At 38.0% G+C, this 24264-nt stretch carries 18 protein-coding genes and 6 pseudogenes; 8 read left to right on the plus strand and 16 right to left on the minus strand.

The annotated features are described in order from the left end of the window. Window positions 1-84: 84 nt before the first annotated feature. The 4 genes from lptC to WG932_RS16750 form a co-directional block, all read right to left on the minus strand. Entirely contained in the window at window positions 85-537 is a 453-nt protein-coding gene (gene lptC / locus WG932_RS16735; RefSeq protein WP_483084738.1) for an LPS export ABC transporter periplasmic protein LptC, read from the minus strand. Between the two features lie 272 nt (window positions 538-809). After that, entirely contained in the window at window positions 810-2129 is a 1320-nt protein-coding gene (locus tag WG932_RS16740) for a tetratricopeptide repeat protein (RefSeq protein ID WP_014019184.1), read from the minus strand. Next, on the minus strand, window positions 2104-3420 hold the full coding sequence (bamG, locus tag WG932_RS16745; RefSeq protein WP_483084739.1) for a BamG family beta-barrel-assembly machinery protein: 1317 nt from the start codon (window positions 3418-3420) through the stop codon (window positions 2104-2106). The genes WG932_RS16740 and bamG overlap by 26 nt, the downstream gene beginning before the upstream one ends. Then, on the minus strand, window positions 3407-4132 hold the full coding sequence (locus WG932_RS16750) for a type III pantothenate kinase (protein ID WP_483084740.1): 726 nt from the start codon (window positions 4130-4132) through the stop codon (window positions 3407-3409). Before WG932_RS16750 ends, bamG begins: the two co-directional genes overlap by 14 nt. A 105-nt stretch (window positions 4133-4237) precedes the next feature. On the opposite strand from WG932_RS16750, the gene WG932_RS16755 reads away from it, so the two are divergent. The 4 genes and pseudogenes from WG932_RS16755 to WG932_RS16770 all read left to right on the plus strand — a co-directional run bounded on the left by WG932_RS16755 (window position 4238) and on the right by WG932_RS16770 (window position 8279). Further along, window positions 4238-4387 carry a hypothetical protein gene (locus WG932_RS16755; protein ID WP_483084741.1) on the plus strand — a complete coding sequence of 50 codons (150 nt, stop codon included), beginning with the start codon at window positions 4238-4240 and terminating at the stop codon, window positions 4385-4387. Window positions 4388-4443: 56 nt separating this feature from the next. Next, entirely contained in the window at window positions 4444-5355 is a 912-nt protein-coding gene (locus WG932_RS16760; protein ID WP_483084742.1) for an anhydro-N-acetylmuramic acid kinase, read from the plus strand. Then, window positions 5352-6577: pseudogene (locus WG932_RS16765) on the plus strand (Glu/Leu/Phe/Val dehydrogenase dimerization domain-containing protein). The gene WG932_RS16760 and the pseudogene WG932_RS16765 overlap by 4 nt, the downstream one beginning before the upstream one ends. A 178-nt stretch (window positions 6578-6755) precedes the next feature. Then, window positions 6756-8279 (plus strand): sodium:proton antiporter, encoded by a 1524-nt coding sequence (locus tag WG932_RS16770; protein ID WP_483084743.1) that lies wholly within the window; start codon window positions 6756-6758, stop codon window positions 8277-8279. Between the two features lie 254 nt (window positions 8280-8533). Here WG932_RS16770 and WG932_RS16775 read toward each other — a convergent pair whose 3' ends face one another. From WG932_RS16775 to WG932_RS16785, 3 genes and pseudogenes are all read right to left on the minus strand, one after another. Continuing rightward, window positions 8534-9097 carry a hypothetical protein gene (locus WG932_RS16775; protein ID WP_483084744.1) on the minus strand — a complete coding sequence of 188 codons (564 nt, stop codon included), beginning with the start codon at window positions 9095-9097 and terminating at the stop codon, window positions 8534-8536. A 5-nt stretch (window positions 9098-9102) separates the two neighbouring features. Further along, a pseudogene (gene gpmI, locus WG932_RS16780) lies at window positions 9103-10459 on the minus strand (2,3-bisphosphoglycerate-independent phosphoglycerate mutase). Then, window positions 10439-10630, minus strand: a pseudogene (locus WG932_RS16785) (2,3-bisphosphoglycerate-independent phosphoglycerate mutase); the annotation flags it as partial. The pseudogenes WG932_RS16785 and gpmI, both read right to left, overlap by 21 nt. 249 nt (window positions 10631-10879) lie before the next feature. Between WG932_RS16785 and WG932_RS16790 the strand changes: the two are divergent. Continuing rightward, entirely contained in the window at window positions 10880-11281 is a 402-nt protein-coding gene (locus WG932_RS16790; protein WP_014019192.1) for a DUF4783 domain-containing protein, read from the plus strand. A gap of 43 nt (window positions 11282-11324) precedes the next feature. Next, window positions 11325-12201: pseudogene (gene nadC / locus WG932_RS16795) on the plus strand (carboxylating nicotinate-nucleotide diphosphorylase). Here the strand turns inward: nadC and WG932_RS16800 are convergent. The 7 genes and pseudogenes from WG932_RS16800 to WG932_RS16830 all read right to left on the minus strand — a co-directional run bounded on the left by WG932_RS16800 (window position 12158) and on the right by WG932_RS16830 (window position 18684). Next, window positions 12158-13969: an ABC transporter ATP-binding protein gene (locus tag WG932_RS16800; protein WP_014019194.1), complete on the minus strand. Its 1812-nt coding sequence runs from the start codon at window positions 13967-13969 to the stop codon at window positions 12158-12160. The pseudogene nadC and the gene WG932_RS16800 sit on opposite strands and share 44 nt — an antisense overlap. Before the next feature lie 37 nt (window positions 13970-14006). Next, window positions 14007-14344 (minus strand): annotated as a pseudogene (locus tag WG932_RS16805) (DUF6787 family protein). A gap of 10 nt (window positions 14345-14354) precedes the next feature. Next, a pseudogene (locus tag WG932_RS16810) lies at window positions 14355-15679 on the minus strand (aspartate kinase). Between the two features lie 41 nt (window positions 15680-15720). Then, window positions 15721-16200, minus strand: coding sequence for a 6,7-dimethyl-8-ribityllumazine synthase (ribH, locus tag WG932_RS16815; protein WP_483084745.1), 480 nt, complete (start codon window positions 16198-16200; stop codon window positions 15721-15723). Between the two features lie 76 nt (window positions 16201-16276). Beyond that, a complete protein-coding gene (locus tag WG932_RS16820; protein WP_483084746.1) occupies window positions 16277-17017 on the minus strand; it encodes a tetratricopeptide repeat protein in 741 nt (246 codons plus the stop codon). A gap of 258 nt (window positions 17018-17275) precedes the next feature. After that, window positions 17276-17551 (minus strand): alkaline phosphatase PhoX, encoded by a 276-nt coding sequence (locus tag WG932_RS16825; RefSeq protein WP_483084747.1) that lies wholly within the window; start codon window positions 17549-17551, stop codon window positions 17276-17278. Next, window positions 17548-18684, minus strand: coding sequence for an alkaline phosphatase PhoX (locus WG932_RS16830; RefSeq protein WP_483084748.1), 1137 nt, complete (start codon window positions 18682-18684; stop codon window positions 17548-17550). The genes WG932_RS16825 and WG932_RS16830 overlap by 4 nt, the downstream gene beginning before the upstream one ends. Before the next feature lie 496 nt (window positions 18685-19180). On the opposite strand from WG932_RS16830, the gene WG932_RS16835 reads away from it, so the two are divergent. Both WG932_RS16835 and WG932_RS16840 read left to right on the plus strand, forming a co-directional pair. Continuing rightward, the gene (locus tag WG932_RS16835; protein WP_483084749.1) at window positions 19181-20203 is read left to right on the plus strand and encodes a hypothetical protein; all 1023 of its coding nucleotides are present in this window, start codon (window positions 19181-19183) and stop codon (window positions 20201-20203) included. Window positions 20204-20389: 186 nt separating this feature from the next. Then, complete coding sequence (locus WG932_RS16840; protein ID WP_483084750.1) at window positions 20390-21325, plus strand: SGNH/GDSL hydrolase family protein; 936 nt, start codon at window positions 20390-20392, stop codon at window positions 21323-21325. A 411-nt stretch (window positions 21326-21736) separates the two neighbouring features. Here the strand turns inward: WG932_RS16840 and atpG are convergent, their stop codons facing one another. Continuing rightward, window positions 21737-22606 (minus strand): ATP synthase F1 subunit gamma, encoded by an 870-nt coding sequence (atpG, locus tag WG932_RS16845; protein ID WP_014019202.1) that lies wholly within the window; start codon window positions 22604-22606, stop codon window positions 21737-21739. Window positions 22607-22651: 45 nt separating this feature from the next. Beyond that, window positions 22652-24229: a F0F1 ATP synthase subunit alpha gene (gene atpA / locus WG932_RS16850; RefSeq protein WP_014019203.1), complete on the minus strand. Its 1578-nt coding sequence runs from the start codon at window positions 24227-24229 to the stop codon at window positions 22652-22654. Window positions 24230-24264: the final 35 nt, after the last annotated feature.

The raw sequence follows: 24264 nt of genomic DNA on the forward strand, positions 1-24264 counted from the left end.
AACTTATATTCATTAAAGCCTTCATCTGCCTCCATACCTGTACCTTTAATAATCCTGTCAGGCTCTTCCACTGTTACAAATTTGTCAGTATATATCTTTTTTATTCTTGTCCCAAAACAACTCCTCAGAATTTAATTTCTGTTCTTTTTCAATATTGTGTACCTGCACATCCCCTTCCCCTCTGTAAATATTGGTTTTTCTTTCCATATAGCCTCTATCGGCACGGATAGTAGTGCTCAATTCACCTTCTTTATCGTAGAAATGAATAACAATCCCATCTGGAAATTCCGCATCCCCATTTTTAAATTCCAGTTGGGTGTCTGCCAATAACTTGGTTCTGACAATCGCTGAATCACTATGAAGAAGTTCAACCTCATAACTTGTGCGGTATGGGCCTTCATAGGTAGCCAATTGGGTTTTATCCACATCCTCTCTACAGGAAAAACTACCTATTACAACCACAGCAAACAACAGGCATTTAAAACCTGTTCTTGATGGATTGGTGGTAGTCAACTTTCCAAAGATTTGGTAGTGCAAATATCGAATGCTCAAACTATTACTAAACATAATTTCCCTACAAAGGTAAGGACATTTTGGGAGGAATTTTATTTTTTCCAGGTGGATTATGCATATGACTTCATAAGTCTTGCATAATAATGGTGACCTGGATGAAAAGCATTCTGCAAAAAGTAAAACAAAGATACGCATATGACTCTACCTCCTTCACCGAGAGTCCAAATTAACAAAATAAAAAAAGGCGGTAAAAATACCGCCTTTTTTTATTCAATGATATATTAATTTCGTTTTACTTAATCTCTAGAAGCTAAAGTAACCGTTTGACCTACCCAGCAACCGGTGTTGATGGTTTGACCTACTTGATATCCTTCAGTAAACAACTCTTCTTTAGAAGGGAACCTTGCTTTGGCATTGGCCATGCCTTTGCTGTCTCCAGCCACTGCGTAAGCATTATACGCTGCAATAAAGATTGAATAATCTTTCACTCTGCTTTGACCACCTTTACAGATAGTTGCTGATGACATGATCAAACCTCCTACGAATGAGTAGGCATCACTCTTTAATTCTTCATTTAGTTCAGCTGCCTGTAGGGCAGAAGATCTGGCTTGTCCCCTACGACCTAAGTTTGCATGAACTTTAGCCATATCCCAGTGAATTTCAGCTTTTTCTTCATCAGTAGTAGCTAATGTTAAGGCTTTTTCGAAAAGCTCACCAGCTTTCTCATATTCTTGGTTCTGCATGTATCGCATACCCCTTACCTGAGAAGTGGTAAAAGTAGGATTGTCGTTGTCTATGGTTTCAAGCGCCATTAGGAAAACATCACTACTTGTACACTTTTGTTTAATTGCATACTGAAATATTTGTTTTGCCAACTTTAAGTTGGTAGGATCTTCTGCCAATTTAGGTCCCATGTTTTTCTCGATGAAATCACAATTGATAATATCCATTGCATTTAACAACTGATCAAGGGTACCTCTTGAACTGGCAACATTAGCGCCTGCAGCTTCATCTTCATCAAGCTTACTCATAATAAATTCATATTTCTCAATGACTTCTTCAGGAGTGTAAGCCTTATTGTAGGCAAAATTCCTATAAATTGCATCAAAATATGCTGCATTCAATTGGGAAGGCTCTAGTTTACCATGAATTTCTATTGCTTTCTCAAACAAATCAGGTACTATTCCAATCTTATCTTTGTTACTTTTATAATATTGATACGCATAGTATGCCTTATTTACGATCCATTGAGGCTCGTTGTCATAAAGCTCTTTTCTCAAATCATAAATGGTCAAAACAGAATCTTGGTAAACACTAATCTCCGCTTCGTCTGTGGCCTGCTTGGCTGCACCATCATAAACTGTTACACCATTAATATAAAGGGCCTCGTTTAAATTGGGGACATTGACAAGCAACCAATTTAAGGGAGCTTTAGCCTTTAAGAAATCTTCCGAATTCATGTAATCATTATACGCAGCGTTTAGCTCTCTTGCTTTTTTCTCCATTTCTGGATCATCCGGAAAATTCCATCCGTCCTGGGCTTGAGCTAGTCCAACCATGAGGAAGGACAAACATCCGATAATTGCAATTTTAATTTTCATGTTTGTCAACATCATTCAAATACTTTTTGTAAAACCAACTGTTGTCATTTATTGATAATCCTAAAGAAACTTTTATATAATTTTCTCTAACTAATCCATCATTTATTGTTCCTCTTGTCCCTGCCTTCAAAGCCAAATTCAATAGGGATAGACTGTATATCGGGATTGAAGTACCAAAATTAATGCCAATATCATCAACATTATTTTGATTCACCTGAAATGGTAGTCGTTCATATTCGATCCCTGCCCTAATCGTAGACCGGCTCAGCAAACTTTCAAGAGAAAAGGCATTGGGTATATATTGCCCTCCAAGTGAAATTTTATAGGCTTTTCCCATATTTTCGCTTGGTGAGGAAGCATTAAAAGCCTGATAGGAGGAAAAATCCTGAAACTGGGCTTCAACACCAACCGCAAATTTATTAATTTTTTCATAAGTTACACCATACCCTAGCTTTGCAGGTATGAAAACACTTCCGGAAATATTATCTGCGATCACATCTCCCACACTATTGGGAATGCTAGCTTGGCCAGATTCTGCCATTTTCGCAAATTCCCTTCCATTAACATCCCCAAATACCTGATAAATGGCACCAACATTCAGGTACTGTTGATTACCTAATGGTTGGGCATAATAAATCCCACCTTTAAAAACCACGTCACTATAAGTTAGTCTTTCGTAATACTCTGAAGAAATCCCTACGGCATTTAAATCTGCATCCAAAAGGTTTAATTGATTGGTTCGAATGGTAGAACCAAAAGTATATGCTCCCTCAACCCCTAAGCTTAAATTTTTGTAAATTTGAAAACCACTCTGTAAATAAACCTGACTTAAACCTCCTGTTCCAACGATGGTGTTGTTTGATACCAAGTCTGTATTTACTACAGGTGAGTTGACCGTAATATTATAATCTACCCCAGTCAATTGATTTAAACCAATTCCCATGGTAAATTTTCTTGGTATTAAAGGAAAAGACATGGCCACATAGCTTAACCCTCCTCCATCCAAATCTTCGGAGGACAACTCCGTTGCGGCAGTCAATTTATTATAATTGAAAGCTGCTTGGAAACCAAAAGCTCCATTTTTTACAGAAACCGCCGGATTGACATGGTTTATGCTGTAGCTATTACCGAAGCTCACTCCCATTCCTCCCATGCCTTGGTTCTGGGTGAGTCCTGAATTATTGAACACACCAATACCTAATGAGCTATAGGTAGAAGATGAAAACTGACCGTAACTGATATGGTGGATAGCAAAACATCCCATGAATAAAATCAGGGTTGCTACATGTATTTTATTTTTCAACATTGTATATTAAGATTCTGTCCAATCCGTACAGGACCAAATTGGGGATTACAAATATGTGGTCTTTTATTAAGCTTTCAAAGATTTCTGCATCTCCACCACAAATAAAGACCTCTATATGACCAAAATCCTCCCTATACCGCTGAATAAATCCTTTTATTTCTTCTGCTATTCCGTGGTAAATTCCTGAGGCCATACAAGAGGTAGTATCGGTGCCCAGATAAGGGATTTCTTGGTTTTGAACATTAATTAACGGTAATCTGGCAGTAAATTCATGCATTGCTCTGGCTCTCATTTTCAGCCCCGGAGAAATGGCTCCTCCCAAATAAATATTTTTTTTACTCAAGAAATCATAGGTAATGCAAGTCCCCATGTCAATAACTAAAATATTGCCTTCATTTTTAAATGATTTGGCACCAATAACACCGGCTAACCTATCAAGACCTAGAGTATGTGGAGTCTTATAGGAATTAGTGATTTCAAGAGGTGTTTCATGATCGAAATACAAGAATGGAAAGGAGAAAGTCTCTTTCAATTCATCTAAAGACAATTTTACCGAAGTAATCAATACCCTGTCTCCATTTTGAGGCATCAAGTAATCATTGCATTTGGATAGCTCCGAAAACGACTTTGACTCCAATAGCGTCCCATTTTCAAAAAGTCCGGTTTTTATGCGCGTGTTGCCAATATCAACAACCCAATGCCTTTGTTTCATAACCTTTTAGTAATCTACTTCAAAATTAGTCATTTTACTTTGGAGGCTGGTGAGTGATCTGTTATTTTTAGGTCAAGTTTTTCTTTATTTAACAAACTTTAACCCATGGAACCGCAAAGTACTTATACAATTATAGGCCTAATGTCCGGCACATCAGGGGATGGACTGGACATAGCTTGCTGTGATTTTTTTAAAAATGAGACTTGGGATTTTAAAATTATTAAGGCTGAAACCATACCTTTCCCCCAAATCTAGAACAATCCCTTAAAACTGCTCATTTATTAAATGCAGCGGAATTAGAATGTCTGGACATGGAGTTTGGACAATGGATGGGGCAAACATGCTCGGATTTTTGTGATAAGTACAAGTTAAATCCCATGGCCATTGCATCACATGGTCATACTGTTTTCCATAGACCGGAAATAAAATTGACCAAGCAAATTGGAAATGGTTTTTCACTAAGCGAAAGCTCGGGTTTTCCCGTAATCAATGATTTCAGAAAATTAGATGTGTTTTTAGGAGGTCAAGGGGCTCCCTTGGTTCCAATTGGCGATGCCCAATTGTTCCAAGAGTTTGATTTTGCTCTAAATCTGGGAGGAATTGCCAATATTTCAATGGATAGCAATGGAGTAAGACTCGCTTTTGACACCTGCCCTTTCAATTTACTTTTAAATCACTTCTCTTTGAAATTAGGTAAACCTTTTGATGAAGACGGGGAGTTTGCAAAATCCGGAGTTGTTATCCCCGAAATTCTAAAAACCTTAGAAGAACTGCCCTTTTATCAACAAAGTGGAGCCAAATCTCTTGGGAGAGAAAACATAACAGAAGATTATTTACCCGTTTTGGATCATATTGATCATTCTCCGCAAGACTTATTGGCAACCTTATGTGAGCATTTTGCGAATTGTATAGCAAGGGAGGTATTAAGCCATACCAAGCCAAAATCAATTCATCAAAAATTATTGGTGACAGGAGGAGGAGCCTATAATGCCTTTTTTGTTCAGAGGCTTGAAAGTAAAATTAAGTCAACAGTAAATTTGATAATTCCCGAAAAGCAAATTATAGATTTTAAGGAGGCATTGGTATTTGCATTTTTAGGCCTATTGAGGCTTCGAAACGAAAATAACTGTTTGGCTTCGGTCACTGGAGCTTCCAGAGACAACTGTGGTGGCACTGTCTTTGGACACTTCAAATTAAAAGGAACAATAGAAATCAACACATGAGAGAACAACTAAAAAAGTTTGAGAACCTCCATCCGGAAATTGTATTTGAGTGGAATGATAGTGAAACGGAAGCCGAAGGTTGGTTAGTCATCAATAGCCTTAGAGGTGGAGCAGCTTGGGGAGATACCAGAATGAAGGCTGGGCTTGACAAAAACGAAGTCATCCAATTGGCAAAAAATACTGCTATTAAAAACACTATTTCTGGTCCTGCGATAGGTGGCGCAAAGTCGGGAATAAATTTTGACCCAGCAGACCCGAGAAAAGCAGGTGTTCTCGAGCGTTGGTTCAAGGCAGTTTCTCCGATTTTAAAAAGTTACTATGGCACAAGTGCCGGAATAAACATTGATGAGAACAGTGAATTATTACCTTTATCGGAAGAGTTTGGTCTGTGGCACCCACAGGAAGGCATCGTCAACGCATTAAACAAAAAGGGTGAAGCTGAAAAAATCAGAAAAATCGGTCAATTGAGGTTAGGGCTATCCAAAATTGTTGAAAACCCACAATACCTTCCTACTTCTTCCAGAAAGTTTCAAGTACGGGATGTAATTACCGGATATGGATTAGCTGAGTCAGTACTACACTTCTATAAGATTTGGGGAGGCAGTCCTTCCGGAAAGAAAGCCATCATCCAAGGCTGGGGAAATGTAGGCGCAGCTGCTGCTTATTTTTAGCCCAAAAAGGAGTTCAAATCATTGGGATCTCATCATTGGAAGGCGTGATAATCGATAAGGAAGGAATGACACCTGAAACCATCACTTCCCTCTTTTTAAATAAAGAAAACAATAAATTGATCAGTGATCGACTGCTCCCCTATGAGGATGCAAAAGACCAACTCTGGGGCTTACCTGCAGAAATTTTCATTCCGGCGGCAAAATCAAGACTGGTTCAAAAAGATCACCTGAAAAAATTAATCAATGGAAAATTAGAGCTGATTGTTTGTGGTGCAAATTTCCCCTTTGTTGAAAACGATATTTTCCTTGGGCCAGTCACAAAAATGGCAGACGAAAAAATTGCATTAATCCCTGATTTTATATCAAATGCAGGTTTAGCTAGAATAGCAGCCTATTTAATGTCAGACAAAGCTCAGGTCACGGATGAAGCCATGTTTCAGGATGTGAGCAAAACAATTTACAAAGCACTTAAAAAATGCCACACTTTTAACCCAGAAAACACCAAAATCGCTCAAATGGCCTTGGAAATAGCCCTACAAAAATTACGGTGAAAAAATACAGCAATCCTTTAATAGTTATTAAAATCAGGTTTTTTAACCACTGCCAAGAATTTATTTGGTTACTAATCCACAAATTAGCTAGCTTAGGGAATTAAATAAAGACTACTAAATATTCCAACAATAATCAAAATTCCTAACTTATCAATCTTTACATAAAAAATATAAGTGAATGAAGAAATATATAGCTTCATGGCTCCTATTCTTTGGGCTAATAAGCGTATGCATCCCTGCACATTTACAAGCCCAGGACAACACCAATATCCAGTACATCGCTCAAGCAGAACAGCACGAACCAAACGCAGCGTCTGAAGATCAAAATTTGCATTCCGATGCAACAGCAGACCATGTGGTTGAGCATCACCATGCACCGACTTGGCTGGTTATTCCATTTGTAGCATTACTACTAATGATTGCTACAGGGCCATTATTTTACGAAAGTTTTTGGCACCATAATTACCCCAAAATTGCTGTTGGCTTGGCCATAATGGTCGTGCTCTATTATTTATTTGTCCTAGGAAATGTCCACAATCCGGTACATGCTTTGGCAGAGTATATCCAATTTATTTCCTTGCTGGCTTCTTTGTTTATAGCCTCAGGAGGAATTTTGATAAATGTGGATAAAAAATCAACTCCCCTTGCCAATGTTCTCTTGCTATTGACAGGTGCCTTGATATCCAATCTAATTGGAACTACGGGAGCATCCATGTTATTAATCAGACCTTTCATTCGATTGAATAAAAACAACATTCAAGCTTACCATATTATATTCTTTATCTTTATGGTAAGTAATATAGGTGGCTCCCTTACACCCATTGGAGACCCGCCTTTATTCCTCGGGTTTTTGAAAGGAGTTCCTTTCTTTTGGACTTTAGCCCACAACTGGCCGGCTTGGATATTGGCTTTAATCATATTAGCTGTACTGTTTTATATCGTGGACCGAAAATACGGAAGCAAAGGAGATGGAGTAGTTCTCGAAGAACAAACTCAATACAGTAATAAAATATCCCTTAAAGGAACGAAAAACTTCCTTTGGCTTTTAGTAATAATTATTTCAGTATTCCTGGACCCCAATGTTCTAGAATGGGTGCCTGCCATACATTATGATGGACAGAAATTCAGTTTCCTTCGTGAAGCAATTATGCTATCAGTAGCCTATTTTTCCTATAAGTTTGCGGATCAGGAAGCTTTGTCAGGAAACGAATTCAATTTTGAACCTATAAGAGAAGTGGCTTTTATATTCATTGGTATATTTGGTACCATGATGCCGGCACTTGAGTTGGTAGGCACCTTTGCTCAATCTGATGAGGGTTCTGCTTTAATCACACACAACACCTTGTATTGGGGCACAGGAATCCTTTCAGGTTTCTTAGACAATGCCCCAACCTACTTGAATTTCCTAGCTGCGGCCATGGCCTCCCAAGGAGCTGATATAAATATCATCCCCGAGGTTAAGGATTTTGCCATGAACAATTATGTGAATTCAGCTTTTGAATTGATGGCAATTTCTATAGCCTCAGTCTTCTTTGGTGCCATGACCTATATAGGTAATGGCCCTAATTTTATGGTGAAATCAATTGCAGAACAAAGTGGTATAAAGATGCCTTCCTTTTTTGGATACATTTTGAGATTTTCAATCCCTATTTTGCTTCCAATTCTTTTCATCACTTGGCTCGTATTCTTTGCTTTTGTTTAAATACAAAAGCAAAGAATAAACCTTCTATCTGTAATTTATTTACTATTGGGAAGCCCACTTTCCGTAACGCATTTCGGCGCTCATTCCCTAAAAATGACAGGAAATCAAGAGGGTAAAAACAAAGAGCAGAACAATAAGTCAGGTTATAGTTGAGGCCCACTTGGATTCTTTTTCATTTTGGTTAGTATATAGCAAAAAAGGCCATTTAGGAAATCCTAAATGGCCTTTTTTGATTGATATAAAATTTACTATAGTTAAATCACTTCTGCTTCCACTTGTAATTTGGTGCCCGGCAGAAACCAAACTTTCTGATCACCAGATAAATAATAGGCATCAATTTGTTCATCCTCAATAATTATCTTCCCTTCTACTGTTGACTTATAAAAAAGATTATTGATTATTGAGAGGATAACGATTTCCACTACCTTTCCCGATTGCTTTTTAACTTCAATCCTTTTGATATCTCCCTTTTCCCCAGGCTTAAGCTGATGAATTAAAAGATCTGTTGTTTCCTCGGTTTCATAAGATGCAGCCAATGCAGCTTTGTTAATATCTGCTTGAAAGAAGAAATCCATTTCTTGTCTCCAAGTCAAACTATCCATAACAAAATTCACCGATTCAGTTTCATCATTAAAGCGAATTTCTTTTCGGACCTCAGCAGATGTTAACTTTCCAATATTTTCCGCCAAGAAATCTGAAATAGGGAAATAGGTTTCAATCTGAGTTGGATTAGCAAACACTACCTTCTCTTCTTCATTACATGAAACCAAGCTGCCAAGTGCTATTAATAGAAACAATACTTTCTGGCAATTGCACATGGTAATTAACCTTTCAGGAGTACATTTCCTGTCATTTCGCTTGGTTTGTCCACACCTATGAGTTGAAGGATTGTTGGCGCCAAGTCTCCTAATTTACCATCATTCACTTCCAACCTATCCTGTTTATCCACCATAATACATGGTACCAAGTTGGTGGTATGGGCGGTATTAGGTGTGCCATCTTCATTTACCATAACATCACTATTGCCATGATCTGCAATAACAATAATGGTATAATCGTTAGCCAGTGCAGTTTCGATCACAGAGGAAGCACATTCATCCACTGCTTCACAAGCCTTAACTGCAGCATCAAAAACACCAGTATGGCCTACCATGTCTGCATTGGCAAAATTCAAACATATGAAATCAGCCTCTTTTTTAGGAAGCTCTTGGTTGATTTTTTTGCTATTTCAAAAGCAGACATTTCCGGCTGTAAGTCATAAGTAGCCACTTTAGGACTATTGCATAAGATCCGGTTTTCACCTTCAAATTCTTTCTCTCTACCTCCAGAGAAGAAAAAGGTTACGTGTGGATATTTTTCTGTTTCAGCAATTCTGATTTGCTTTTTATGATTTCTCTCCAGAACTTCCCCTAAGGTATTCTTTAGATTATCTTTTTCAAAAACTACCCCTATGTCTTTGTATTTTTCATCATATCTACTGAAAGTGACATAATCGAGATCAAGTTTTTTCATGCTATAATCAGGAAAATCTCTTTGTGTAAGCACCTCAGTAATCTCTCGACCTCTATCTGTTCTAAAGTTAAAACATATAACAGTGTCTCCTTCTTCTATGGAAGCCAAAGGTTTGCCTTCCTCATCCACTTGAATAATTGGTCTTATGAATTCATCCGTCACACCATTGGCATAAGATTTCCTGATGGCCGACAACATGTCTTTAGATTTTTCACCTTCACCATTTACCATGGCATCATATGCCAATTTGACTCTCTCCCATCTGTTATCCCTATCCATGGCATAATACCTACCAACAATGGAGGCCACTTTACCTGCAGAATTTTCACAATGATTCTTAAGGTCTTCTAAAACCGCAAACCGGATTTCGGATCGGTATCTCTACCATCTGTAAAGGCATGAATGAACACATTTTCATCCAATCCATTGGCCTTTGCTGCATCACATAGGCCTTTTAAATGGTAAATGTGCGCATGCACACCGCCGTCTGATACCAGCCCTAGAAAGTGCACTTTTTTACCATTAGCCTTGGCTTTAGAAAATGCTTCCTTTAATACCGGATGATCTTTTAAATCCCCGTCCTTTACTGCATTATTTATTTTAACCAAGTCCTGATAAACCACCCTACCGGCTCCGATGTTCATGTGACCAACCTCTGAATTGCCCATTTGGCCTTCAGGGAGCCCAACGGCCAAACCTGAAGCTTCCAATTTAGAATGAGGGTATTTTTCAAATAAACTGTCGATAAAAGGCGTTTTGGCTTTATCAATAGCAGAAACTTCAGGATTTGGGGCAATACCCCATCCGTCTAGTATCATCAATAAAACTTTTTTATCCATGTCTTTTTCTATTGGTTTCTATCAAATAAAAATTCTGAAAGAAATACTGTTTTTGCTCCTAAAATTTACTAGGATACACATCCCAGCATTCCTTCCATTACCACGCAAATATAAGAGAATAAAAGATAGAGGTCAGCAAATTGAGGAATATTATCCGTTAAGGAATGTCAAAAATAAAACCTGTAAAATTTCATTAAGCAAAATTTCACATTACTGATATTTTGGTCTGGAATTTGATAGAGAATTAAAATGTTCCGCTTTAATTCAAAATTTCTACTACTAGGTATTTTCCTGTTTGCCCATCTATTCGTAGGCTTAGCACAAGAAAAAAACTCATCCATCATCTCAGCTTTTCAAAAGGGTTCAAGCAAAGCCCTGTCATCCTTTTTAGGCAAAATGGTTGAAATTCGCTTTGACAATAGCAAGAAAGATTTTTCAAAAAGCCAAGCAGAAATCGTTCTGGCCAATTTTTTCAAGAGCAATCCGGTCAAGAGTTTTAAGCTGCAAAAAGAAAATAAAATTGACGCTAAAAACAGCTTTCTAATAGGCACTTACACCTCCATTAACAATCAGTTTAGTGTATTGATCAAAGGAAAAGAACTGGATGATGGGAGATGGCTGGTTAATAGTCTGGATTTCGTTAAGAAATAAATTATCCTTTTGGTAGGAAATAATTTCTTATTTTTGGCCTAATATGAAAGACTATATTACAGCAGAAGGGTTAAATCAATTTATAGATGCCGCACTGAAAGAAGATGTGGGCGTAGGAGACCACTCCACTTTGGCATCAGTTCCTGCCGACCAACAAGGAAAAGCAAACCTTTTAATTAAGGAGAAAGGAATCATTGCCGGATTGACATTGGCCGAGCGGATATTCAGCCACTTTGACCCTAACCTGACAGTCAACTTGCTGATGAAAGATGGGGATGCTGTAAACTATGGAGACATTGGGCTTACCGTTTCGGGAAGTGCCCAATCTATACTTACTACAGAAAGGCTCGTATTGAATTGTATGCAAAGAATGAGTGGCATCGCCACCAAAACACATCATTTCAATCAATTAATCCAACATACAGACGCACGTTTATTGGACACTCGCAAAACCACCCCAAATTTTAGAATGCTTGAAAAATGGGCAGTGGCTATTGGCGGAGGGCAAAATCATCGCTATGCGCTATACGACATGATTATGCTTAAGGACAATCATATTGATTTTGCAGGAGGTATTGCAGAAGCAATCAATGCCACCAATGCCTATTTGAAAAAATAGGCTAGATTTAAAAGTAGAGATTGAAACAAGAAATTTAAAGGAAGTTAAAGCAGTACTTGACAAAGGAGGGGTAGATATTATCATGCTTGACAATATGTCACCCAAAGAAATGAAAGAAGCTGTGGCCTTAATTGACAAACAATACATTACAGAAGCATCGGGAGGGATTAATGAAAACACTATCGTAGATGTAGCCGAGTCCGGAGTGGATTTCATATCAGTGGGAGCCCTTACCCATCAGGTGCAAAGTCTGGACATTAGCTTAAAGGCCGTAAAGTATCATCCGCAAACTGCAGATTAACTAAGTGGGCATAATGTCCACCTTCTTTAGCGCTTAATGCCTCGTGATTTCCTTCTTCGATAACCTTCCCATCTTTGATCACATAAATTCTATCAACCTTCCTAATGGTAGACAGTCTATGGGCAATAATAACAGTGGTTCTTCCCGTCATTAATTTATCCAGGGCTTCTTGAACCAAAGATTCCGTTTCGGCATCTAAAGACGAAGTAGCTTCATCCAAAATTAAAATGGCCGGATCCTTTAATATTGCCCTAGCAATGGCTATCCTTTGCCTTTGACCACCGGATAACTTGATCCCTCTCTCGCCTACCAAGGTATCAAAACCATCAGGGAATTTATCTATAAACTCTAAAGCATTTGCTTGTTTGGCAGCATTTACTATTTCCTCCTCACTGGCATTTGGCTTGGCATACCTGATATTTTCCCGGATCGATCCACCAAACAACAGCACCTCTTGAGGCACCATTCCAATATTTTTCCTTAAACCCTGTGGGTCCCACTCTTCTATGGATTTTTCATCCAGTAAAATAGACCCACTACCTATGGAATAAAACTTAAGCAATAATTGAATAATTGTAGATTTCCCGGCACCACTATGTCCAGCAAGAGCAATTTTTTCACCCGGCTCTGCATATAGAGAAATTCCATCCAACACACGATATTCAGGCCTGGTGGGATAATGAAACTTCACCTTATCGAACCGAATAGATCCACTTATGGAGCTTTCTGAAGTGAGGCTTTTTTGCTCTTCAGTTATTTCATTTAAGATTTCCAATACCCTTTCAGAAGAACCAATGGCCTTTTGAATTTGCCCATAAATATCACCCAATCCGGCTATGGATCCACCGATAAATGTGGTATACAAGACAAAGGAAACGAGGTCTCCCACACTCATCTCTCCGGCACTTACCAATGTCGCCCCATACCATATTACAGCAACGATACCTCCAAAAAGAGCGAAGATTATAAAGGAAATAAAAGCCCCTCTAAATCCGGCTGCTTTCAATGCAACCTCTACTACACTATTGAGTTTATTTCTATACCGGTTAATTTCATAATTTTCCCCTGTAAAAGATTTTACTGTCGCGATAGATTGTAAGGTTTCTTCCACCACCACATTTGCAGAGGCAAGTGCATCTTGGGTTTTCTTGGAAAGTTTCCTGATAAATTTCCCAAATATCATAGCTATCACCACAAGTACGGGAATTGTAATCAACATAAAAAGTGTTAACCGCGGAGTGGTATAAAACAAAAATATTATTCCTGCTACAAGCGTAATGATTTGTCTTAACAATTCTGCCAAGGTTATGGAGAAGGTATCCTGGAGCATTGTGACATCAGAAGTAATCCTACTGATCAACTCCCCTGTTCTTCGTTGGTCAAAGAATGTCATAGGCAATCTCACCAATCGTTCATACAGGGCCACCCTAATGTCCCTCATGGAGTTTTCACTAACCTTAGCAAATAGCCAAACCCTAAAAAAGGAAAATATACTTTGAATAAATAATATCCCGATCAATACAAAGGCGATCCCATTGATATCATTAATAATCCAATCTTTCCCTGAAGCGGCATCAATTAATTTGCCTGCCACATAAGGAAAAGTCAACAACATTAGGCTGGAAAAAAACAAAAAAACCATCCCAATAATAAAAGGCACTTTATAAGGCATGGCAAACTTGAAAATCCCAAATAGCTTTTCGAAGTTCTTTTTATTTAATTTTCTTTTGTCACTTTCTTCTATAGGTAAACCTCTTTGCTTAGCCATTGATAATACTATTTTTTACCTGTTAATAACTTTAGTTTTACTTTTTATTTTGGGTTAATAACCGTCTTAAACGGCGGAAAAATTGCTTTTCTTTTTCCCAGAAAAAGCAAATTGTCCAAAAATAAAACCATATATCAAAAGGAATAACTGATATAATGGCAATACCAACAAAAGGTAAATGACCGTTTTCAAGAAACTCCTTTCACTGGTATCGAAGCCTAAAAAATCAAAAATGGGTTGCTTAATCAATAAAATTGTAAAACCTGTACAAGCAAACACTACCAAAACCAGCACCACCTGCCAAAGACTTTTTAGCTGCCATTTGGCTTGAAGCTTTTTTAGAAAATTGGATTTGTTTGCTTGTGGCTCACCCATCTACTTATTTTTACTTGAAGTCAAACAGGCCATTATTCAGGCATTGCAAGGCTTGATTTTTATGTTTACCATCCACGAGCAAGGACACATTGTGCTTGCTTCCACCGTAAGAGACCATTCTTAACGGAAATTCTTCAACACTATCAATAATCTTATTAAGGACCTGTTTTTCTTCCATAATAGAATTACCAACAATGCAGATAATGGAGAGGTAATGATCAACTTCTACTTTCCCCAATTTCTGCAATTCAGCAGTTATTTCCTTTAAATGGGTAATATCATCAAGGGTTAAAGATATGGCCACTTCCGAAGTGGTTATCATATCAATTGATGTCTTGTATTTTTCAAATATCTCAAAAACTTTCCTCAAAAACCCATGTGCCAAAAGCATGCGACTGGATTTTATCTTTATGGCGGTAATGCCATCTTTTGCCGCAATAGCTTTAACACCAACAGAACCTTCTCCTTCACCTGTTATGGTAGTCCCTTGTGCACTTGGCTCCATGGTATTGAGAAGTTTCACGGGTACATTGTGAGATTGGGCTGGCCAGATAGAAGCAGGATGTAGGATTTTCGCGCCAAAATAGGCCAATTCAGCGGCTTCATCAAAAGACAATTGAGCAATGGGTCTGGTTTGATCTACCACCCGGGGATCATTGTTATGCATCCCATCAATATCCGTCCATATTTCAACAACAGAAGCTGACAAAACTGAACCTATTAAGGAAGCAGTATAATCACTTCCTCCCCTTTTGAGGTTATCAACCTCATTCAGGTGATTTTTACAAATATAACCTTGAGTGATAAAAACAGTCTCATTGGGATAACTGGCCAATATGGCTTTTAACTTTTCACCAATTCTGCCGAGGTTTGGTTCATCATTTTCATCAATACACATAAACTCAAGTGCCGGCAGAAAAACTGCAGGAACTTCATTTTCCTGAAGCAAAGTGTAAAACAGCTTGGTTGATAATAATTCGCCTTGGGCCAAAATATCCTTATTAATGGCTTCATTAAAGGATATTTTAAGGATGATATTCAAAAACTCAAAATGCTCATTAATGATTTGCAATGCTTTGGCTTTGCCTGCTTCAGTACTCAATAAGGCCTGATGAAATTGAATGTAATGTTCATGGAGACTTTGTATTTTTTCCTTGGCCTCTTCCTTTTTCCAGAAGACAAAGATTCCCCTATCGCTACTAAAGCGTTGGTAGTGCCAGACAAAGCTGAAAGCACCACAATTTTCTTTTCATTATCTAATGTGATCAGATCTTTTACCTGATGCATTCTCTCCGGTCTTCCTACAGAAGTACCGCCAAATTTCATGATTTTCATTAGAATACCAGATTTATGATATATGTTGTTATTAGCCGGCCTTAAAAGCCTAGCATTTTTATCGCTGTGATGGCCGCTTCATCTCCTTTGTTACCATGTTTACCTCCTGCTCTATCTAAAGCTTGCTGCTGATTTTCCGGAGTAAGCACACCGAAGATCACTGGCTTGTCATACTTTAATCCTACTTGTGTAATTCCATTGGCTACGGCATCACAGATAAAATCAAAATGCCGCGTTTCACCTTGTATTACACAACCCAAACATATCACGGCATCTATTTCCTCAAGTTTTGCCAACCATTGTGCACCTAAGGGGAGCTGCTCGAAGGATCCGGGAACGTTCTTTCTATATATATTCTCTTTTTTTGCACCATAGCGCAAAAGCGTTTCAATTGCCCCACTATAAAGCGAGGATGTAATTTCGTCATTCCATTCAGCTACCACCAAGGCAAAGGTCTTATCACTTATATCCTGAATATTTTCTTGGGTATGCTGACTTAAATTTTTTAATGAGGTAGCCATAAGTTTGCTATTAATTCACAAAAAAAGAGTAAAACCAATCAGGTCTTACTCTTTTATATCAATGATTTAATTCATATCAATTAGAAGCCAGACCTTCGAGTCGGGCTTTATGCTTTCGAGCTTCACTGTATTCATAAGCATTTGAATACTTCGTTTCTATTTCTTCATAGGTAGCAATGGCTTGATCCAATTCACCTGCCTCTTCATAAGCGATGGCCAATTTTGCTAAATACTTTGGAGTGAAAAACTCATTGACTTTATAATTGGCAGCGTCTTTATAATAGTCGATGGCATCATCTAACTCGCCAAGTTCCATATAGGCATCACCAATTAATGAATAGGCATGAGCCTGCACCAAAAAGTCGGAAGAAGAAAACTTTTTCAAATGATCAGCTGCAGATTGAAATTCACCTGTGGATAGATAAATAGAACCTACATAGTAGTGAGCTAGATTAGAAGCATCAGTTCCACTATATTCATCTATAATGGTAAGAAATCCAGGTTCTACACCATCTCCATTCAAAGCAAAGTCTAAACTATCCTGCTCGAAATAGTAAACTGCTTGGAACATTTCTCCTTGAGCCTTCTCGTTTTGATTGGCTTTATGTATCTGAAACCCAATTATTCCTGCAATAATTAAAATCACCGCACCAATGGCTCCGCCAACAAATTTGGCGTTGTCCTTTAAGAAGGTCTCCCCTCTTCCAAGGCGGTCAGCAATTGCTTCCGGATTCTCAAGAAGCTCATTGGATGTATCTGTAGTCGGTTTCCCTTTTTTGTCTTTTGAGTGGCCATCATTTTTAATTTTGAGTGGCAAATATAGATTATGTTTTAATGAATAACAAAACTATTGTGGCCTGAGCAGTAAAAAATGAATAAGTATGGTTAAACTCTGCTATATTTCCCCATCTTTTCACCACTCTATCACTTCATTAGCTTTAGTTATCATGTTTTTTGCCCTTCTAAAGCGAATGCTACATAAGGCTGTTTACCCATGCTTCCAATTTGCCTATAAATAAAAACGCTCCACCTTCAAAAATCATTGAAAGTGGAGCATTTCCATTAATCTAACAAACTAGGACTTCCAAGGTCCGGTAATGGCCAAGGTAATGCCAGGGCCTTGAATATTTACAAAATAGGTTTTTCCGGATGGTGAAAACACTCCTCCTGCTAACTCAGACTCAAAACCTACATTTTCTGCGAGGTGATACAATTCACCTTTTGGGGTTACCCCTACTAGGAAAGGATGTTTGTGATCCTCACATAAAATAACATCCCCCCAAGGAGCCACAGCTAAATTATCACAATTCTTTAATATCTCCCTGTCTTCAGATTCTACGAATAGGGTCAACTCTCCGGGGTTGTTTTTTCTTCAGGTTTTCCTTCGTCTTTACTTGGTGTGTAACGAAATACCTGTCCTGCACCTATTTTACCTCCATTGGTACAGGCAAAGTAAACCTCCTTGTCTCCATACCATATTCCCTCTCCTCTAGCAAAAACAGCTGCCCCTTTGTCAAAGCCTTGGAAACGCAGGTCATCTTCAGGACTTTCCACATTTTCAATGTCAACCCATGTCACTTTATGCTTTTTCATTAGTGGAAACTCAGGGCCTTCACTGTCTTCCCAGTTTCTGGTATCCCTACTTTTCTCACCCAAAATGACAAGTGCTTGTAATTTACCTCCTTTATGAAGTTTACCCGGATTATTAGGAATGTATCTATAAAAAATACTGTCTCCTCTGTCCTCTGTAAGGTAAACAACACCCGAGGCAGGATCTACCGCTACCGCCTCATGATTGAACCTACCCATTGCCTTAATCGGTAGTGGCTTTGCTCTTTTTATTTCCTCAGATGCCGGAACCTCAAAAACATACCCATGATCTTTTTCTAAACGTCCTTCGTAACCACCCTTTTTTAATGTACTTTCTTCACAAGTAAGCCAAGTCCCCCATGGAGTAATACCACCTGCACAGTTTCTAACGGTTCCTGCCAAGCTCATGTATTGTTTTTCCAGTTCCCCGGTATTCTCATTGTAAACAAAAGTTGAAGTACCTCCTAAACCGGGTAATAAACCTTTTCCAAAATCATAAAAATCTTTGGGACTAATTTTATCCACCAACTCATTGTTTTTTCCAAAGCCCGAATTTTCTAATGAATCAGGACTAAGCTCATGATTTCGAACCACTATTGTCCTTCCATTCTTTCCTTGAAAAGCACCCATCCCATCTGAGGCCCCTGGTAAATAAAAGCCATCGTCCATTTTATCTCCTTTGGTTGTAAGGATTTTATAAGTGAATCCTTCAGGTAAATTTAAAATACCTTCAGGGTCTTTCTGTAATGGACCATAGCCTAATGTAGCTGGAGTTGCTGTTTTCCCTAAAACTTGGTTGGGATTGATAAACTGATACAACCCCATAAAGCCAAGCGTGGCCATTCCAGAGGTTTTAATAAATTTTCTTCGTGTGTCTTTGTTAAATGGATTCATATAAAATTTTCAAATGGTTATTACTTAACTATACGCTAAAATCCTAAATCATACCTTATTTTTTAAAAAGGGTCCCTCCCTTATTATGAATAAGCAGTTTAATTAAAATCAAAATAATTACCTACCATTAATCTTTTAACGGTCAAAATCAACCTCTTACAAAATTTTTAAAGAAGGTTTGAATACTATTATGACTAATGAATCTTCTGGTTTACCAATTTTTTTGTAATCTTAATTCATTGCTATCAAAATCATTCAAATTCATCATTATGTATATATTAATATTTGCTACACAGGAAAAAATCTAAATCCTATGGAATAATCTCCGTTGCCAAGATTAATATAGGCCGAAAAACCATGAAGACTAAATGGTTGATTTTTTTGCGGACTAAAAACTATATAAGAAATCTACAGAACCAATACCATTTTCTAAGGTTAATCTTGGTTTTTTGCTTCCAATGTCAAGCAATTACCTTTGTGCTTCAACCAACTAATTATGGACCAAATTACAAGTGATAAAAAAGAAGTATTAATGGCCGCGCTCCAACGTTGTCAAAACCCATTTGTCATTGCGCAAATCGAAAATCTATTGGAAAGGGAGCGTTTACTCGACCCCATTGGAGAAATTTCCTTAGATTTTCCCCTTTTGCTCCAAGTAAAATCCACTAGAGACACCTCTTTGCAAACAAACCTTAAAGTTTGGTCTATGAACAATTTGACCCAATACCAAAATAGGATCGTTTGGCCAAAATTCATAATCTCCTTCATCATGCTTATCATCTCTGCTGCCATCATCAATAATTTTTCTTATGAGGAAGGAACCTTACAGTATTCCAATTTTATTTCCGGAATGGCAATAATTTATGGCTGCTTATGGTTCTTCTTTTTTATCGATGCCCTTTTAATTATGGTTTTGGCCTATATGGGAAAAGTGAAAATAGCTCAGAGTTCCCTGGTTAGAACTTTAATCTGTTTGATCTTTCCACCGATAGCTATTGGACAACGCAACTTAGTGGAGCCACAGAAAATATGGTTACCATTTTATAATTGGTCAAAGTGTAATGAAGGATTATACAACCATTTAAAAAAACAATTTTCAATTCCTATGATTATTATAGCCTTACTAATCATTCCGGTATTGTTAATCGAGTGGCAATTTTATGAAGAAGTCGAAAGTTTTTTAAATATGGACCTATCGTTACTTCTTGGATTGATTCAAGGCTTTATCTGGTTTGCTTTTGCTTTCGAATTTTTGCTATTGATCGCAATTACTGACAACAAATTTTCCTACATCAAAAAAAACTGGATTGACCTCCTTATTATTTTACTTCCATTTGTATCCTTTGTAAGGTCTTTAAGGCTGGTAAAGGTGGCCAAGATTACTCAACTTTCAAGAGGTTATAAGCTGAGGGCATTACTGATGAAAGCACGTGAAGGGTTTATTTTCGCAAGTTTTTTCCAGAATTATGGCTGTGAAACCGGACTTTCAATTGAAAAAGTTAATGAAGAAGTTAAATGAAAATCAAAAAGAGAGAGAAATAATTGAAGAAGACCTCGCCAAATTGTGCAAATGGCTCCTGGATAAAAAGCAAACCAATCCATAATGGTTTTAGAAAGGAGTTCAGAATAACTTTATTTGTCGATATCCCAATTAAACTAATTTTAGGTATATTGAAGCTCTTTTTCAAATCCTTAAAAATTTCAAATGTCACTTAAAACTATCCTCGGTTTTCTTCTTTGTGGGATGCTGGTTTCAAACCTTCAAGCACAGGAAAGTTTGAAGATTTCACCTTCGGTAAAAAAAATTGTTTTCTTGGGAAATAGCATAACCTATTCAGGTCAGTATGTGGATTATGTAGAAACTTATTTAAGGCTTTCCTATCCTGACAGGGAATGGGATTTCATCAATATAGGGCTTCCAAGTGAAACTGTTTCGGGCTTATCAGAAGAAGGTCATGCAGATGGAAAGTTCCCTAGGCCTGACTTACATGAAAGATTAGATAGAGTCCTTAATGAACTGAAGCCGGATTTGATTTTTGCTAATTATGGGATGAATGATGGAATCTATCTTCCTTTTGATGAGGAGCGATTTAAAGCCTATCAATTGGGACTAAAAAAACTTCATGATAAGGCTAAAGCCATAGGGGCAGACATCATCCATAGTACACCCCCAGTATACGACCCAAAGAAAGGAGCAGCTTATGCCAATGTTTTAGATATCTATGCTTCGTGGCTATTAAGTCAGCAGTATACAGAAGGATGGCAAGTTATTGATATCCATTGGCCTATGCGAAAGTTCCAAGAAGACCAAAGACTGTCTGACCCTACATTTGAACTGGCAAAGGATGGGGTACACCCGGCTGATCTGGGGCATTGGATAATGGCAAGAAACCTACTGTTGGGAATAGGCGAGATAGATTACCTTAAAGAAAACCAACCTTCTGAGGTTTATAAAAACTTCAATAATGGCTTAGAAATATTATCCCTTGTAAAAGAAAGACAATCCATCACTAAAGACGCCTTACTCAACCATATAGGTCACAAGCGACCGGGCATGAAAAAAGGGCTTCCTTGGAAAGAGGCCGCAATCGAAAGAAAAGCAATTCTTCAAAGAATAAACGAGCTTAACAAAGAACAGTAAGCAAACTCGTCTTAACCAATTCACACCATTTGGTATTGTGCTTCTTTTCCCTACTCAAGGTTATTAAACGCTATGCCTACACATTCTATTAAATGTTGAAAATCGTTTCAACTCGGATAATGTAATAGTAATCCTCCGACCTGAAAATAGTCAGGGGTAAAGCCTGTACCGTGTTTACTTGAAGTGTTGTAATCAGAGGTAAATCAGGCAGTTAAAATATTTTGAATAGTACCGCGTTGGTAAAATTGAAAGCAGCAAGGAAGTGGCTGCTTTTTAAGCGATTTCAGCCCGTAATAGATAGTCTATTGCATATTTCGGGGTTTAAAATCAACAATTTAGATACCTTAGACTGAAAACAAAAAAGCCGATTGCATATACAACCAGCTTTTCCATATTTTAAGATCTTGTTTTCTATTTTCCCTCAAGTGCATTTGCTCCGGCAACGATTTCAAGGATTTCGTTGGTAATGGCAGCCTGTCGGGTTCTATTATAAACCAGTTTCAAATCTTTCAATAGATCTGCAGCATTATCTGTTGCTTTGCTCATGGCAGTCATCCTAGCCCCATGCTCTGAAGCGTTGCTATCAAGAATGGCCTTATAAAATTGAATTTTCAAGGAATTCGGCACCAATTCTTCAATAATATAATCTTTGGAGGGCTCAAAGATATAGTCCTGTTGGGATATATCATTCTCTTCCTCTTCCATTTTAGCAATGGGTAAGAATTGTTCTTTAACAACAACCTGAGTGGCCACGTTTTTGAATTGGTTATAGACCAAAATAACTTGATCAAACTCACCCTCAACGAAAGCTTCCATTACATATTCAGCAGCTTTTTTAACCGGCTCAAAGGTAATGTTTTCAAACAACCCGGAATGAGCCGTCACCAAAGAATAATCTTGTTTTTTAAAGAAATCAAGGGCCTTTTTTCCTACGGGCATCACCGTAATATTTTGACCTTGATGCTCTTGGATAACAACATTCGCAGCTTTAATAATATTCGAATTAAAAGCACCACACAATCCTTTATCGGAAGTGATAGGGACAATTAATAAGTTGGCTACACTACGTTCCTGAGCATATACAATATCAGACACTCCTTCAGCTCCTGAAGAAATATTATTGAGGATGGAAGTTAGTTTTTGAGAATAGGGTCTCATCTGCACAATTTTCTCCTGTGCCCTTCTCAATTTAGCAGCCGCCACCATTTTCATAGCTTTGGTAATCTGCTGGGTAGAGCTTACCGAATTGATCCTTTCTTTTACTTCCTTTAAATTTGCCATAATTATTCTATATCCTTCTTATATACTGTTTAAGACCAGTGCTAATTAAGCTGTGTATTTTGGAGTCAACTCCTCAACAGCTTTTTTAAGCAAATCGCCTGCAGTATTTAGGTCTCCTTTATTGATCGCTGTAAGGGCTTCAGGGTATTGAGCAGTAATAAGATTATAAAAGTCTTTTTCAAAATCCCTAACTTTTCCAACAGGGACATTGTCTAACAAGCCTCTGGAAGATGCATAGATAATTGCAACTTGAAGATCCACACGAACAGGTGAATATTGTCCTTGTTTAAGAATTTCCTGATTTCTTCTACCTCTTTCAATAGTTCTTTTGGTGGTAGGGTCAAGATCAGATCCAAATTTAGAGAAAGCCTCTAATTCACGGAATGCAGCTTGATCAAGCTTCAATGTACCCGCTACTTTTTTCATGGATTTGATTTGTGCATTACCACCTACCCTTGATACAGAAATACCAACGTTAATAGCAGGACGGATACCTGAGTTGAAAAGGTTAGTTTCCAAGAATATTTGTCCATCAGTAATGGAAATAACATTCGTAGGAATATACGCAGAAACGTCACCTGCTTGAGTTTCAATGATAGGCAGGGCAGTTAATGATCCTCCTCCTTTCACCAAAGGTGCCAAGGAAGGTGGCAAGTCATTCATCTGCTTTGCAATTTCGTCAGAAGAGTTGATCTTAGCTGCTCTTTCCAATAATCTGGAGTGAAGGTAAAATACATCACCAGGATATGCTTCACGTCCCGGAGGTCTTCTAAGCAACAAAGAAACCTCACGATAAGCTACTGCTTGTTTGGAAAGGTCATCATAAACCACCAAAGCAGGCTTTCCTGTATCTCTAAAAAACTCTCCAATAGTGGCACCTGTAAAAGGAGCAAAGAATTGCATCGGAGCAGGATCTGCAGCAGAAGCACTTACAATTACGGTATAAGGTAGGGCTCCGCCTTTTTCAAGTGCAGCCACCACGTTAGCAACTGTAGAAGCTTTCTGACCAATGGCCACATAAATACAAAATACAGGCTCACCTTTGTCGTAAAATTCTTTTTGGTTAAGGATGGTATCAATCGCAACAGCAGTTTTACCTGTTTGTCTATCACCAATGATTAATTCACGTTGTCCCCTTCCAATTGGAATCATGGCATCAATAGATTTGATACCCGTTTGTAAAGGTTCTGTTACCGGCTGACGATAGATAACACCCGGAGCTTTTCTTTCAAGAGGCATTTCATATAGGTCTCCTTCCAAAGCTCCTTTACCATCGATAGGAACACCTAAAGTATTTACAACCCTTCCCAACATACCATTACCTACATTAATGGAGGCAATCCTTTTCGTTCTCTTGACGGTATCTCCTTCTTTAACCGATTTAGCGTCTCCAAAGAGTACAGCACCAACATTGTCCTCTTCCAAATTGAGAACCATGGCTCTTAAACCATTGTCAAATTCGATCAACTCACCAGCTTGCGCTTTAGAGAGTCCGTAAATACGGGCTACACCGTCACCGACTTGGAGTACAGTACCCACTTCTTCCAATTCTGCTTGAGTCTTGGCTTCCGAGAGTTGCTCTTTCAATATTGCCGAAACTTCATCTGGTCTTACATCTGCCATTATTGTATAGTATTATTGATTACAGCTTAATTTCT

The sequence above is a fragment of the Cyclobacterium sp. SOCE241 genome, from assembly GCF_056867545.1.